The sequence below is a fragment of the Pseudomonas sp. MDV22-iso1 genome, from assembly GCF_058145095.1.
The window spans coordinates 13,513-27,923 of sequence record NZ_JBYVMF010000036.1 but is presented as its reverse complement, the minus strand read 5'-3'; the positions used below and the strand labels follow the sequence as shown (position 1 = coordinate 27,923).

Sequence of the window (14,411 nt, the reverse complement as noted above, 5' to 3'; positions counted from 1 at the left end):
AACATTGCAGCCATGTGTGGATACGGCCACAGGCTGCTCTGTTCTGAACGTTCAAACCGTCAGTCCGAAGCTTGACCTTCGTCACAATTGCGATCGTATTGAGGACTACAATCGAGTCCTCTGCGATGCAGTCTTTTACCGATAGGAGGTCAGCAATGAATATCCTGATAAAAGAAGTGGCCAAGTCCCAATGGCAAGTTCGTCTGGACCAGCACGCCGTGACATTCCGCAGCGAAGCTGAAGCGCTGGCCTTCACGCGCACACTTGAAGCGCGTCTGCACGCCCCTCATCAATTTCCCCAGAACCAGCAGCAGCGCGCTGCTGGTTGAGTCCGGCCTCAGGCCTCAGGCCTCAGGCCTGGGCTTGCGCCAGCGCCCGGGCATTTTGCAGACGTCGGGTGAGCATTGCTGCACTCACCACCAGAATCCCGCACAAGCTGATGACCATGGCCATCGGCACGGCGGTGCCGTCGTACAAAATCCCCACCAGCGCTGCAGCCCCCGCGGCGACACTGAATTGCAGGCAACCGAGCAACGCTGACGCACTGCCAGCGCGAGCGCCCTGTCCATTCATCGCACACGCCGACGCGTTCGGGAGAATGCAGCCAAGGCTGGCGATGCAGATAAACAGCGGAATCAGTAGCGGCCACAAGTGCTCGGTGTGCAGCGAGCTGACGGCCAACAGCGCCAGTCCGGCAGCCAGGTACACCCACACGGCTCGTACCAGCAGGAACGCCGGACCACGCTTGGCCAACAACCGGGCATTTACCTGCGCGACCAGAATGAACCCCGCCGCATTGGTACCGAACAGCCAGCCGAAATGTTCGGGCGGCACGCCATAGAGCTTGATGAACACAAACGGAGAACCGGCGATGTAGGCAAACATCCCGGCGATCGCGATACCGCCGGTCAAGGCGTGGCCGAGGAACACCGGGGCCATCAACAAACGACCGTACTGGCGTAATGCACCCGACAACGGTTGCCGCGGCAGGTGAGCGGGCATGCTCTCCGGCAAGCCAAGCGCCACAGCCAATGCCGCCAGCGCACTGAAACCGGTGAGCACCAGGAATATCGACTGCCAGCCTGTGGTATTAACCAGCAATCCGCCCAGCATCGGCGCGAGAATCGGTGCCAGGCCCATCACCAGCATCAGCTGTGAAAAGACTTTTGCCGAGCCCACCGCATCGCATTTGTCGCTGACGATCGCCCGCGAAATCACCATCCCCGCGCACCCACCCAAGGCCTGGATGAAGCGCGCGCCCATCAGCCATTCAAGATTCGGTGCGAAGGCACAAGCCAGCGAGGCAAGGGTAAACAGGACGACACCGCTCAACAAAGGAATGCGGCGCCCAAACCGATCCGCTATCGGACCGTAGACCAGTTGACCAATAGACAAGCCAAGGAAGTAGGCCGCCAGCGTCAACTGCACATGCTGCTCATCGGTGCCGAAAGCCAAAGCCATCGCCGGGAAAGCAGGCAAGTAAAAATCGATCGCCAGTGGCCCGAAAGCGCTCAGGGCGCCAAGTATCAAAATGCTACGGAAATTCATCAGGCATCCAGTGGGACAAGAAAGCAACAGCCCCACAGTCTAGCTGCGCATGGACGCCTTGAACATTCCGATAGGTCGCTAACTAATAAAAAGCCTCAGGCGACTTTCACCTCATAGCCCTCTTCAGTGATCGCGGCGATCACCTGCTCGACTGACAAGGCGCTCTCAACCCCGACTTCTTTTGCCGCAAGATCAATGCGCACGCTCGCTGCCGGATCCTTCGCTTGCAAGGCCTGGGTGATGGTTTTGACGCAGTGACCGCAGGACATGCCTTGAACGTTGAATACTTGCATGGGATGACTCCTGTAGATGAGGTTTGACGGCAGTCTCAAGCTTGCCACCATGATAAGGTCAAGTTCTGAAATCATCGGCCGGGCTGGCATTCGCTGCCGCGCTCGGCCAAGCTGCGTACATCAATGACTTCGACATCAGGAGATTCAGCCATGCGCTGGTCAGCTCTCAGCCTGTTTGGCTTTCTCAGCCTCTTCGCCGCCGCGCCTTCGGTCTACGCCGCTGGGGAGGACTACGGAGTGCTGATCATTTCCCGCGAGCGCCTGGAAGTGTCGACCAACTGCGAAATCGGCGTTTATCTCCAGGATCAGCTGTCCGCGCGACTGTTTCAGGAACAAAGCACTTCATTCAACCTGCCACCGGGCGATGTGTCCTTGCGCCTCAAACTGCTGCCAGGCCAGGCACCGGGGTGCAATCCGGGCATGCTCGCACCGGGATCGCAGACCATCACGCTGAAGGCCGGTGATGTGTTGAAGTTCCGCATTGCGATGACGCAGGAAGGGATGTACCTCAAACCCGCCGCGCTAGGGTATTGACGGCCCCCCTGCAGGAGCAAAACTTGCTCGCGATGCAGTCGCCACGGTCATCCAGAAGACCGCGTCATCGTTCATCGCGAGCACGCCGTGCTCCCACAGGTTATGGATTACGGGTCGAGGCTAATTGGCGCTTGACCTTGCCAGCATGTCAAGGTTGATCCTGTAGTCATCCACTACAGGGAGCGTTACCCATGTCCGAATCCACTACGTTCGATCTGCCGATTGCCGGCATGACCTGCGCCAGTTGCGCCGGGCGCGTCGAGCGCGCTTTGAGCAAAGTCGTCGGCGCCACGGCTGTCAGTGTCAATCTCGCCACGGAACAGGCCCGGATCCAGGCACCCAGTGACAGCCTGCCGGCCCTGATGGACGCCGTGCACAAAGCCGGTTACAGCGTGCCGCAACAGAGCATTGAACTGAGCATTGACGGCATGACCTGCGCATCGTGCGTCGGCCGGGTCGAGCGTGCGCTGGCCAAGGTGCCCGGCGTGAACAGCGTCAGCGTCAACCTGGCCAACGAACGCGCCCACCTCGAATTACTCGGCCAGGTTGATCCGCAAACCTTGATCGCGGCGGTGGACAAGGCCGGTTATTCCGCCAGCGTCTGGGAAGTCGAACACCCGACTGCCGACAATCAACAACAGCGCCTGCACCGTGAGCGCTGGATATTGATCATGGCCCTCATCCTTGCCCTGCCGCTGGTCTTGCCGATGCTGCTGCAACCCTTCGGTGTGCACTGGATGCTCCCGGCCTGGGCGCAATTCATGCTGGCCACCCCGGTGCAATTCATTTTCGGCGCTCGGTTTTATGTCGCCGCCTGGAAAGCCGTGCGCGCCGGCGCGGGCAACATGGACCTGTTGGTCGCCCTGGGCACCAGCGCCGGTTATGGCCTGAGTATTTATGAATGGGCCACTGCCGCCGGGCGCATGCCGCACCTGTACTTCGAGGCCTCGGCGGTGGTGATCGCCTTGGTCCTGCTGGGCAAGTACCTGGAAAGCCGCGCCAAGCGCCAGACCGCCTCCGCCATCCGCGCCCTCGAAGCCCTGCGTCCGGAACGAGCGATTCAGGTGATCGATGGCCGCGAGCTCGACGTCGCCATCAGCGCCCTGCGCCTCAATGATCTGGTGATGGTCAAACCCGGTGAACGCTTCCCCGTGGACGGTGAAGTGGTTGAAGGCCAGAGCCACGCGGACGAAGCGTTGATCAGCGGCGAAAGCCTGCCCGTCCCCAAGCAACCCGGCGACAAGGTTACCGGCGGCGCGATCAATGGCGAAGGTCGGTTGTTGGTTCGCACTCTGGCATTGGGAGCCGAAACCGTATTGGCGCGCATCATCCGCCTGGTCGAGGACGCGCAAGCCGCGAAAGCGCCGATCCAGAAACTGGTGGATAAAGTCAGTCAGGTATTCGTGCCCACGGTCCTGCTGATTGCGTTGGCAACGCTGATCGGTTGGTGGCTTTACGGCGCACCGATTGAAACGGCGCTGATCAATGCCGTCGCCGTCATGGTCATCGCTTGCCCCTGTGCCCTTGGCCTGGCGACACCGACTGCAATCATGGCAGGCACTGGCGTCGCGGCGCGCTACGGGATCCTGATCAAGGATGCCGAAGCGCTGGAGCGTGCCCATGAAGTCAGCGCCGTGGTGTTCGACAAGACCGGCACGTTGACCTCAGGTACACCGCGTATCGCTCACCTGAGCGCCGTCGAGGGAGACGAGAATGCCTTGCTGCAAAACGCTGGCGCCCTGCAACGAGGCAGTGAGCATCCACTGGCCAAAGCCGTGCTGGATGCCTGCACCGAGCGCGACCTGACGGTCGCCGACGTTACTGACAGCCAGTCCCTGACCGGGCGCGGCATTGCCGGCACGCTCGACGGGCGTCGGTTGGCGCTGGGCAATCGTCGCCTGCTCGAAGAAAGCGGTTTGACCACAGGTTCGCTGGCCGGGTCGGCAAGTGCCTGGGAAACCGAAGGCCGGACGCTGTCATGGCTGATCGAACAAAGCCCCGAACCCAAGGTGCTCGGCCTGTTCGCCTTCGGTGACACGCTCAAATCCGGTGCGCTGCAAGCTGTGCAACAACTCAGCGCACGGAACATCAGCAGCCACCTGCTGACCGGCGACAACCGCGGCAGCGCCAAAGTGGTCGCCGACGCGCTGGGCATCACCGATGTGTACGCCGAAGTCCTGCCAGCGGACAAAGCGGCCACTGTCGCCGAACTCAAAAAAACCGGCGTGGTGGCGATGGTCGGCGACGGCATCAACGACGCACCGGCCTTGGCGGCAGCCGACATCGGCATTGCCATGGGCGGTGGCACCGACGTGGCCATGCACGCAGCGGGAATCACCTTGATGCGCGGTGATCCGCGACTGATACCGGCGGCACTTGAGATCAGCCGAAAAACCTACGCGAAAATCCGGCAGAATCTGTTCTGGGCCTTTGTCTACAACCTGATCGGCATTCCCCTGGCGGCGTTCGGCTTTCTCAATCCGGTATTGGCGGGTGCGGCCATGGCACTGTCGAGCGTCAGCGTGGTGAGCAATGCGCTACTGTTGAAGACCTGGAAACCCAAGGACCTGGAGGACAATTGATGAACATCGGCCAAGCAGCCCGCCGCAGCGGGCTGAGCGCAAAGATGATCCGTTACTACGAGTCCATCGGCTTGCTCAAGGCCGCCCATCGTACCGACAGCGGCTACCGCGTCTACGGCGATGACGACCTGCACACGCTGGCATTCATCAAGCGCTCACGGGACCTTGGATTTTCACTGGAAGAGGTCGGCAAGCTGCTGACCCTCTGGCAAGACCGCCAACGCGCCAGCGCCGATGTGAAGGCCCTGGCTCGCCAGCACATCGAAGAGTTGAACCAGAAGATCCTCGAACTGGGCCAGTTACGCGACACCCTGCAGGATCTGGTCGAGCACTGTCAGGGCGACCAACGCCCCGACTGTCCGATTCTCAAGAGCCTGGCGTCAGGTTGCTGCGCCGAGCCTGCCCATTCCTGATCGACAGCCCCTTCACCACCAACAAAGTGGTGAGGGGAATGCCGTGGAACAGCAACACCACCGCACCGGGTGTCCACCACGAATAAAACGGCGCGGCGATCAGCATGCCGATGCCGAAACCGGTCATTTGCAGCAGCGTCAGAAAGCTGAAAATCGGCAGGCGCAGATGCTCCGGCTCCCGCTGCAGGCGCGACATCAGTCCGACTTCCGAGAAACCATCCCCCAACCCCGCCGGCAGCGAGAACAGCAGCAGGCCATACAGGGTCTGCTGCTGGAACATCAGAATGAAACCGCAGGACATGAGCAACACGCCGAAGAAAAACCGGCGCTCCAGGTTGATGTTGTCCGAGCCCTTCAGGCGGCTGGCGATGCGCGCACCGATGAACTTGCCGCTGGCCCAGACCGCCAGCATCAGGCCCAAGGTGGTGCTGGCCGACTCAGGGGTCAGCAGTTTTGAAATGATTGGAAAGCCTACGTTGTGTGCGGCACTGCCCAAGGTATCGGCCATGGTGACGGCGAGCATGGCCGCCACCACAGGCGTACCGCGCAGGCCCTGGCGCAAGGCTGGCCATTCACCCTCTCCGTGAGTTGTCCCGGCGTCAGGGGCTTGCGTGGAAAACCGCAGCGGCACGATAAACAGCGCCGCCAGCAGATACGTGACGACGTTCAACGCAAAGACCGTTTCAAAACCAAACGCTGCCACTAACAAGCCGGCCACCAGACTGCCTGCAACCATGGCCGCTGACGAGGCAGACGTAATCCAGGCGTTGGTCTTGAGCAACTGTTCGCTTTTGATCAGGTTGGGTAGCTGGCTGTTAAGGCCTATGGCGAACATCGAGTTGCCAAACCCCAGACCGAAGGCAATGACCGGCAACAGCAGCACTTGCTGGGCAACCGGCAGTACCAGCAACAGACCCAGCAATCCTGCCCGCAACAGATCAAAAACAATCAACGGCATCCGCCCGGCCCAACGGCGATAAAACGCAGTGCCGATCAGGCTGGCGAACACACCCCCGGCCACTCGGCTGGCGAGAAAAATGCCAACGCTCATGGGGCTGTTGCTGAGCAGATAAACGTAGGTGGCCAGGGCGACCATGTTGAGAAAGGCCCCGAAGTCCGAGACCAGACGGGCACTGACAATGAGCCGGGCATTGCGGGTGGAGGTGTTCACATTCAGTCCTGTAGGAGCTGCCGGAGGCTGCGATCTTTTGATTTCGCTTTGGATCCAACAAAAGATCACAGGCTTCGGCAATTTCTACAAGACAATACGCACCCACAAAAAACCCGACTTGCGCCGGGTTTTCGTCAACCGATCACTGCATCCAGGGTGGAGGCGGTTCTTCGGTTTTGCTGGGTGGTGCATCATCCGCCGCGCGCACCGCTTGCTTGCGCTCTTCATCCAGGCGAGCCGCCTCGATCTCGCGAATGACCCCGCCCACGTCGGCCAACTCTTCCGGCTCATCAAACTCACCGGTCAGGATACTGGCCGGGTGCAAGGTGCCGGCTTCATACAACGCCCACATTTCCTTGGCGAACTTGGTCTTCTTCAACTCCGGCGCAAACCGCCCGAAGTAAGAAGCCATGTTGCCCACGTCCCGCTCCAGCATGTTGAACGCGTGGTTATTACCCGCTGCGTCTACTGCTTGAGGCAAATCGATGATCACCGGGCCGGTCGGGGTCAGCAGTACGTTGAACTCGGACAGGTCACCGTGCACCAGACCGGTACACAACATCAGCACGATCTGCGAAATCAGAAACGCGTGATACTCGCGCGCCTGGTCCGGCTCCAACACCACGTCGTTCAAACGGGGTGCGGCATCGCCGTACTCATCGGCAACCAGTTCCATCAACAGCACGCCTTCCAGGAAGTCGTAGGGCTTGGGCACCCGGACGCCGGCACCGGCCAGACGAAACAGCGCCGCCACTTCGGCGTTCTGCCAGGCGTCTTCGGTTTCTTTCTTGCCGAACTTGGAACCCTTGGCCATCGCCCGGGCCTGACGGCTGTTGCGTACCTTGCGGCCTTCCTGATACTCGGCCGCCTGGCGGAAACTTCGTTTATTCGCCTCCTTGTAGACCTTCGCGCAACGTAACTCGTTGCCGCAGCGCACCACATAAACAGCTGCTTCTTTACCACTCATGAGTGGGCGCAGCACCTCGTCGACCAGACCGTCCTCGATCAGGGGTTCAATGCGTTTTGGAGTCTTCATCAGCTTTTATTGTGGGTCCTTTATTACCAAACACGCGAAAGTCATTCGTTATACGGCAATCCACTCGCCGGTGGGAGGGGTTGCCGACCTATGAACGTTCCTATTTACCGCAAGACGTACCGCAGGCTGTACCGCAAGAAGCACACAATGTGCCGGATAAATCTGACAACCCTACGGTTATCGGCCGCCGAAGATCATAGCTCAAGTGCAAGCAAGGGCCTTTAGCACAGACGTTAAGTTCGAGCGCTCGTTCCTTCACAGGATATTTCCCCCTTCCCCTCAATTTCCGCCGCTCATGGCCGATCTCTTTAGAGACAAACATTTTGTCCGACAATCGGATCAACAACGCCACTGACAATCCGGAGCGCGGATGAACATAAAACAAAAATTGACCTGGGCGTTTGCAGTCATTGCCTGCGTACCGGTGATCGTGGTCGCCACACTGGTGGTGCTGAACCTGCGCAGCGATGCGAAAAACGAATTCATTGACGGCAGCGGTCGCGAAATCCGCCAGGTCAGCAACGCCATGCAGCTGTTTTTCGAAGGCATCAGCCAGAACGTTGATTACCTGGCCGCCCAACCGCTGGTCAAAGCGGCGGACGCCAGCGTGAAAAGTCGGGTCGGCGCCAATGCCGGGGACTTGCCGGACAGCGAGCTCGACAAGCAACTGTTCGACCTGTTCGCCAGCCTGGCCGCCAGCCACCCGGCGTACGCCTATGTGTCGTACGGCATGAGCAACGGCGCCTACGCGTTCTGGCCGGGCGATCCGAAAATGTCCAACTACGACCCGCGTGTTCGTCCCTGGTACAAAACCGCCATGGCCAACCCCGGCAAGACCCTGCGCACCGAGGCCTATTACTGGGCCGGCGATGACGCCGTGCTGGTCAGCACCGTGCGTGCAGTCGCCAATCAGCTTGGTGCGCAGGGCGGCGTGGTGAACATCGACGTCTCGCTCAAGCAGCTCACCGAAATCGTCAAGCAGATCAAACTCGGTGAAACCGGCTACCTGATGCTGATGGAGAACAACGGCACCGTACTGGTCGATCCGAAGCAGCCGGAACACAACTTCAAGGCACTGAACAGCCTCGGCGATGGCTACGCGCAATTGGCCAAGGCCGGCAAAGGCCTGGTGGAAGTCGAGCTGAACGGCGAGCGCTACATGGCCAACGTCTGGCCGTCGGAGCAACTGGGCTGGACGTTTGTCGGCCTGATCAAACAAGCCGACGTGATGAGCGCGGCTACCCAACTGACCTGGCTGATCGCGATCATCGCTGCCGTACTGGCTGTATTCTTCGCCGTCGTCGGCGCCAGTTTCGCCAGCCTTATCGTGCGTCCGATCCGCAGCGTCGCCAGCGGCCTGGAAGGCATTGCCCAAGGTGAAGGCGACCTGACCAAAAATCTCGACGTCCGTGGCAAGGACGAAACCGCGCAACTGGCCAGCTGGTTCAACCAGTTCCTGGCGGCCATTCGCACCCTCATCCAAAGCATCGGCGGCGCCGCCACCAAGATCCTCGCCACGTCCCAGAGCTCGACCCGGGTCTCCAGTGACATGGCCGAAGCCGCCGGACGTCAGCGTGAAGCCGTGGACATGGTGTCCACCGCCTTCCACGAAATGGTCGCCACCGCCAACGAAGTGGCCCGCTCTTGCAGCCAGGCCGCAGAGTCGGCGGACAGTGGCCAGCGTCAGGCCCGCGAAGGTCAGCAACAAATCGATGCAGCGGTCACCAGCGTTGATCGCCTGAGCCAGGAAATCGAACAGTCCGCCCAATCGATGCAACAGCTTGAGCGCGACAGCAACGACATTCAGTCGATCCTCGGCACCATTCGTTCAATTGCTGAACAGACCAACCTTCTGGCTCTGAACGCGGCCATCGAAGCGGCGCGGGCAGGCGAACAAGGACGCGGCTTCGCGGTGGTGGCGGATGAAGTCCGGGCGCTGGCCAAACGCACCGCCGACTCCACCGCAGAAATCGACGGTTTGCTAGGTAACCTTGCCAAACGCACCAGCCAGGTCACCCAGCAGATGCATGCGAGCCTGGAGGTATCTCAACAATCGGTCAGCCGTATCGGTGAAGCCCGCAGCAGCTTCGGGTTGATTCGCGAATCGGTCGACGTGATTCGCGACATGAACACGCAGATTGCAACCGCGGCGGAAGAACAGCATCAGGTGGCTGAAGACATCAACCGGCACATCAGCCAGATTCATGGCGATGCGCAGCTGGTGGCCGATCTTGCGAACTCGGCGCGGGTCGATTCGCAGAGCCTGGCGGGCTTGTCGAATGAGCTGGACGGGTTGGTTCGGCGGTTCAGGACGTAAGATCAAAAGATCGTCTGAACGCGGCCCGAGCCTGCGGCAGCTCCTGCATTGAAATGCGATTTCCTGTAGGAGCTGTCGAGTGAAACGAGGCTGCGATCTTTTAACGAGGCAGCCCCATTCTCAACGCTCGATGATCGCCGTCACCCCCTGCCCACCCGCCGCACAAATCGACACCAACCCACGCCCCTTGCCCGCTGCATCCAGCAACTTCGCCAGGTTGGCAACAATACGCCCGCCAGTCGCAGCAAACGGATGCCCGGCGGCCAATGAGCTGCCTTTGACGTTGAGTCGGCTACGGTCGATAGCGCCCAGCGGCGCGTCGAGGCCGAGGCGGGTTTTGCAGTACTCCGGATCTTCCCAGGCCTTCAATGTGCAGAGCACCTGCGCGGCGAATGCTTCGTGGATTTCGTAGTAATCGAAATCCTGCAGCGTCAGGCCATTGCGCGCCAGCAAGCGCGGCACGGCATACACCGGTGCCATCAGCAAACCTTCCGCGCCATTGACGAAATCCACCGCCGCCGCTTCGCCGTCCCGTAGATACGCAAGAATCGGCAAGCCACGTTCCTTCGCCCATTCTTCACTGCCCAGCAGCACCAGCGATGCGCCATCGGTGAGGGGCGTGGAGTTGCCCGCCGTCAGCGTGCCCTTGGCGCTTTTCTCGAACGCAGGCTTCAACGCGGCGAGTTTTTCCAGGGTCAGGTCCGGGCGTAAATTGTTATCGCGCGTCAGTCCAAGAAACGGCGTCATCAGGTCGTTGTGCCAGCCTTCGGTGTAGGACGCGGCCAGTTTGTGATGACTCTCCAGCGCCAACTGATCCTGTTCTTCCCGAGGGATGTTCCAGGTCTGCGCCATCAACTCGCAATGTTGCCCCATGGACAACCCGGTGCGCGGTTCGCCGTTGCGAGGAAACTCGGGGATCAGGTGTTTGGGACGCAGTTGCAGAAAGGTTTTCAGCTTGTCGCCAGTGGTCTTGGCGCGATTGGCCTGCAGCAGAATTTTGCGCAACCCCTCACTGACGCTGATCGGCGCATCGGATGTGGTGTCGACGCCACCGGCAATGCCGCAATCGATCTGGCCCAAGGCAATCTTGTTAGCGACCAGCAGCGCCGCTTCCAGTCCCGTGCCGCATGCTTGCTGGATGTCATAGGCCGGGGTGAGGGGCGACAGTCGCGAACCGAGCACACATTCGCGCGTCAGGTTCATATCTCGTGACAATTTCAGTACAGCGCCCGCAACCACCTCGCCAATGCGCAGCCCATGCAGGTTGTAACGCTCGATCAGCCCCTCAAGCGCTGCCGTGAGCATGGCCTGATTGCTGGCCGTGGCGTATGGCCCGTTGGAGCGGGCGAAGGGAATTCGGTTACCGCCGATGATCGCGACGCGGCGCAGCTGAGTCATGAAAAGCTCCTGATGAAATTGTTTGAAACCAAACCGTTGCCCATGTGGCGGCGGGCTTGTGGCGAGGGGACTTGTCCCCGTTGGACTGCGCAGCAGTCCCGAACTTTAACGCCTGGCGTGTCAGGTACAACAGACTCAAAATCGGGTCGCTTCGCAACCCAACGGGGATAAATCCCCTCGCCACAAAGGCTCACTCCCACAGGGGATGCATTTCAATTGGCGACGTGCTTTCTCCTGAAAGTCCTGCAACAAACTAATCTGCTGTGATCAAGCGTAGGCCTTATCTCGTGGATCGAACGACTGATCGCCATTCGTGGTCCACACTTTGAACCCCAGCTACTGGAGAGCGTTCCATGTCTGACCGCTATATCGACTTCGCCAATTCGTCCATCGGCCATCGTCTGGTCGGTGCCATGGGTCTGCCGGCTCCCGTCCGCCTTGAGCGCTGGCAAGCGGGCCGGCTGCGGCCTGTGGAAGGGGCACTGTTGATTGGCGGCGGCCCGCTGACAGCGAAAATCAACGCCTTCGCCAACCGTCTGACCGACGCGATCTATAGCTACGGCACCGAGCCTTCAACGGCCACCGCGTGGATTCCCGGCCACGGCCCAAAACTCAAGGCCGTGGTGTTCGACGCCAGTGATCTGGTGCACACCGATGAGCTAAAACAGCTGCGCGAGTTTTTCCAGCCACTGATGAAAAACCTCGACCACAGCGCCCACCTGGTTATCCTCGGTCGTGCCCCCCAGAGCCTGAGCGACCCGTTCGCCGCCAGTGCCCAACGTGCCCTGGAGGGTTTCAGTCGATCCCTGGCCAAGGAACTGCGCAGCGGCGGCACTCTGCAACTTATCTACGTGGGCGAAGGCGCCGAGGATCAGCTCGAAGGGCCGCTGCGGTTTTTCCTCTCGCCTAAAAGTGCCTTCGTGTCCGGCCAGGTCATACGCTTGAACGCCTGCGACACCCCCGTGACAGACTGGACCCGCCCGCTGGCAGGACGCAAAGCACTGGTGACCGGCGCGGCGCGCGGGATCGGCGCCTCCATTGCCGAAACCCTGGCCCGTGACGGTGCCGACGTCGTGTTGCTCGACGTCCCCCCGGCAAAAACCGATCTCGAAGCCCTCGCCGCACGTCTCGGTGGACGCAGCATCACCCTGGATATCTGCGCCGAAGATGCCGCCGCACAGTTAATCGAACAACTGCCCGATGGCATCGACATCGTGGTGCACAACGCGGGCATCACCCGGGATAAAACCCTGGCCAACATGACGCCAGAATTCTGGGACGCGGTGCTCGCGGTCAACCTCAACGCGCCACAAGTCCTGACCAAAGCATTGCTCGACAGCGGCACCCTGCGCGACAACGCACGCGTGATCCTGCTTGCGTCCATCAGCGGCATCGCCGGCAATCGCGGGCAAACCAACTACGCGGCCAGCAAGGCCGGATTGATCGGACTTGCCGAAGCCTGGGCGCCGCTGCTCAGTGAACGCGGCATCAGCATCAACGCCGTGGCACCGGGCTTTATCGAAACCCAGATGACCGCCCACATCCCCTTCGCCCTGCGCGAAGCCGGACGGCGCATGAGCTCGCTGGGCCAGGGCGGTCTGCCGCAAGACGTCGCCGAAGCGGTCGCCTGGCTGGCGCAACCCGGCACAGGCGCGTTCACCGGACAAGCATTGCGCGTCTGCGGGCAAAGCGTTTTGGGGGCATAGTCATGATCACCGATTGGCACACACTCAACAGCGAACCTGGTCTGTCCGAGCTGTATGTACGGGCGGCGACACGACGCAAAATTACCGGCACCACCCTCCCCGACTCGGGACTGCGCTGCTGGGTCGATGTCGATCAGAAACGGTTGGCGGCTTATCGCAACGTCTGCGGATTCACCGACAACGCTCTATTACCGCCGACCTACCCGCACATCCTCGCGTTCGCCTTGCAGATGCAACTCCTCACCGCCAAGGAATTCCCGTTCCCGCTGCTCGGCTTGATCCACCTGAGCAACCGCATCCGCGTGTTGCGCCCAATGGGCGGCGTAGGCCGCGTGCGAGTCAGCGTACAAGTGCAGAACCTGCAACCTCACGCCAAAGGCGCAACCTTTGACGTCGTTACAACCCTGGACGATCAACTGGGGCCGTTGTGGGAAGCCGAAAGCCAAATGCTGTGTCGCGGCGTCAAGCTCGAGGGCGAACCGGTTGAAGACGTACTGACACCGTCATTGACCATGACCCAAGTCGCCCAATGGAAAGCCCCCGCCGACATCGGCCGGCAATACGCCAAAGTCTCCGGCGACTACAACCCCATCCACCTCAGCGCCGTCAGCGCCAAACTCTTCGGCTTCCCGACCGCCATCGCCCACGGCTTGTGGAACAAGGCACGCACCCTCGCAGCACTCGCCGATCACCTACCCACAGCGAACGTCGAAATCGCCGTGCAATTCAGGAAACCGGTGCGACTGCCCAGCGAAGTGACACTCCTGGCGAGCCCGGCGGGTTCCAGTGGAGATTTTCAGTTACTGGGCACGGGGGATCTTGAGCACATGGTTGGGCATTGGCGACCGGTTGCATGAAGATCAAATCGATGCAGTGAGAGGTGGAGTTTTTTCCGGAAGTCATTCGAGCCTGATCAATCGCCATCGCGAGCAGGCTCACTCCTACAGGGGATTGAGTACATTCGCGAAATCAGGTCGGTTGTTCGGGCGCCATCGCGGGCAAGCCTTGCTCCCATATTGGGTTGAGTACATTCGCGAAATCAGGTCGGCTGTCAGGCCGCCATCGCTGGCAAGCCAGCTCCCACAGTGGATCTGGTGCATCAGCGGGATCAGTTTGCCTCTCAGTCCCCCATCATCGAAACACCGCCCGCAACTCGCCGTTGCCTCTCACCACTCAAGGCCGAGCGTTAGCTCGCCGTCGCCCTTCACCACTCAAGGCCGAGCGTTAGCTCGCCTGAAAGCTTTTGATCTTGATCTGGCTTTTGATCTACCCGCCCCTTCGGGAGGCCGAGTGGAGGTGTTCATCTGGGGGGCAGGCGCGAAGCGCCGTGCGGCGAAGCCGCACACATCGAGAGGAGGTCGTCGCGAAGCAGACCGTAGGCGATGCCCCCAGATGGACACCGGAGCGAGGGAA

General features: G+C 60.7%; 12 protein-coding genes and 1 pseudogene. 8 read left to right on the top strand and 5 right to left on the bottom strand.

Translation table 11 applies throughout. The annotated features are described in order from the left end of the window. Positions 1-155: 155 nt before the first annotated feature. The gene (locus tag AC3ZVB_RS26970) at positions 156-329 is read left to right on the top strand and encodes a hypothetical protein (RefSeq protein ID WP_194691499.1); all 174 of its coding nucleotides are present in this window, start codon (positions 156-158) and stop codon (positions 327-329) included. Between the two features lie 22 nt (positions 330-351). Here the strand turns inward: AC3ZVB_RS26970 and AC3ZVB_RS26965 are convergent, their stop codons facing one another. Next, the gene (locus AC3ZVB_RS26965) at positions 352-1,548 is read right to left on the bottom strand and encodes a multidrug effflux MFS transporter (protein WP_162440097.1); all 1,197 of its coding nucleotides are present in this window, start codon (positions 1,546-1,548) and stop codon (positions 352-354) included. Positions 1,549-1,643: 95 nt separating this feature from the next. Beyond that, a complete protein-coding gene (locus tag AC3ZVB_RS26960; RefSeq protein ID WP_194691500.1) occupies positions 1,644-1,841 on the bottom strand; it encodes a heavy-metal-associated domain-containing protein in 198 nt (65 codons plus the stop codon). 150 nt (positions 1,842-1,991) lie between these two features. Between AC3ZVB_RS26960 and AC3ZVB_RS26955 the strand changes: the two genes are divergently transcribed. The 3 genes from AC3ZVB_RS26955 (at position 1,992) to cueR (ending at position 5,370) form a co-directional block, all read left to right on the top strand. After that, positions 1,992-2,375, top strand: coding sequence for a hypothetical protein (locus AC3ZVB_RS26955; protein WP_162440095.1), 384 nt, complete (start codon positions 1,992-1,994; stop codon positions 2,373-2,375). Positions 2,376-2,566: 191 nt separating this feature from the next. Further along, positions 2,567-4,957, top strand: a complete 2,391-nt coding sequence (locus AC3ZVB_RS26950; RefSeq protein WP_490148238.1) for a heavy metal translocating P-type ATPase — start codon at positions 2,567-2,569, stop codon at positions 4,955-4,957. Continuing rightward, the gene (gene cueR, locus AC3ZVB_RS26945; RefSeq protein ID WP_490148237.1) at positions 4,957-5,370 is read left to right on the top strand and encodes a Cu(I)-responsive transcriptional regulator; all 414 of its coding nucleotides are present in this window, start codon (positions 4,957-4,959) and stop codon (positions 5,368-5,370) included. Before AC3ZVB_RS26950 ends, cueR begins: the two co-directional genes overlap by 1 nt. Here cueR and AC3ZVB_RS26940 read toward each other — a convergent pair. Continuing rightward, positions 5,324-6,541 (bottom strand): MFS transporter, encoded by a 1,218-nt coding sequence (locus tag AC3ZVB_RS26940; protein ID WP_490148236.1) that lies wholly within the window; start codon positions 6,539-6,541, stop codon positions 5,324-5,326. The two genes, cueR and AC3ZVB_RS26940, sit on opposite strands and share 47 nt — an antisense overlap. Positions 6,542-6,683: 142 nt before the next feature. After that, complete coding sequence (locus tag AC3ZVB_RS26935; RefSeq protein WP_162440091.1) at positions 6,684-7,577, bottom strand: PA4780 family RIO1-like protein kinase; 894 nt, start codon at positions 7,575-7,577, stop codon at positions 6,684-6,686. Positions 7,578-7,947: 370 nt separating this feature from the next. Here AC3ZVB_RS26935 and AC3ZVB_RS26930 point away from each other — a divergent pair. Continuing rightward, positions 7,948-9,036, top strand: a pseudogene (locus AC3ZVB_RS26930) (cache domain-containing protein); the annotation flags it as partial. 90 nt (positions 9,037-9,126) lie between these two features. After that, positions 9,127-9,894 (top strand): methyl-accepting chemotaxis protein, encoded by a 768-nt coding sequence (locus tag AC3ZVB_RS26925; RefSeq protein ID WP_490148251.1) that lies wholly within the window; start codon positions 9,127-9,129, stop codon positions 9,892-9,894. A gap of 120 nt (positions 9,895-10,014) precedes the next feature. Here AC3ZVB_RS26925 and AC3ZVB_RS26920 read toward each other — a convergent pair whose 3' ends face one another. Then, on the bottom strand, positions 10,015-11,292 hold the full coding sequence (locus tag AC3ZVB_RS26920) for an acetyl-CoA C-acetyltransferase (protein WP_162440089.1): 1,278 nt from the start codon (positions 11,290-11,292) through the stop codon (positions 10,015-10,017). A 353-nt stretch (positions 11,293-11,645) separates the two neighbouring features. Between AC3ZVB_RS26920 and AC3ZVB_RS26915 the strand changes: the two genes are divergently transcribed. Then, a complete protein-coding gene (locus tag AC3ZVB_RS26915; RefSeq protein ID WP_162440088.1) occupies positions 11,646-12,998 on the top strand; it encodes a 3-oxoacyl-ACP reductase in 1,353 nt (450 codons plus the stop codon). 2 nt (positions 12,999-13,000) lie between these two features. Next, complete coding sequence (locus tag AC3ZVB_RS26910; RefSeq protein WP_490148235.1) at positions 13,001-13,855, top strand: MaoC family dehydratase; 855 nt, start codon at positions 13,001-13,003, stop codon at positions 13,853-13,855. Positions 13,856-14,411: the final 556 nt, after the last annotated feature.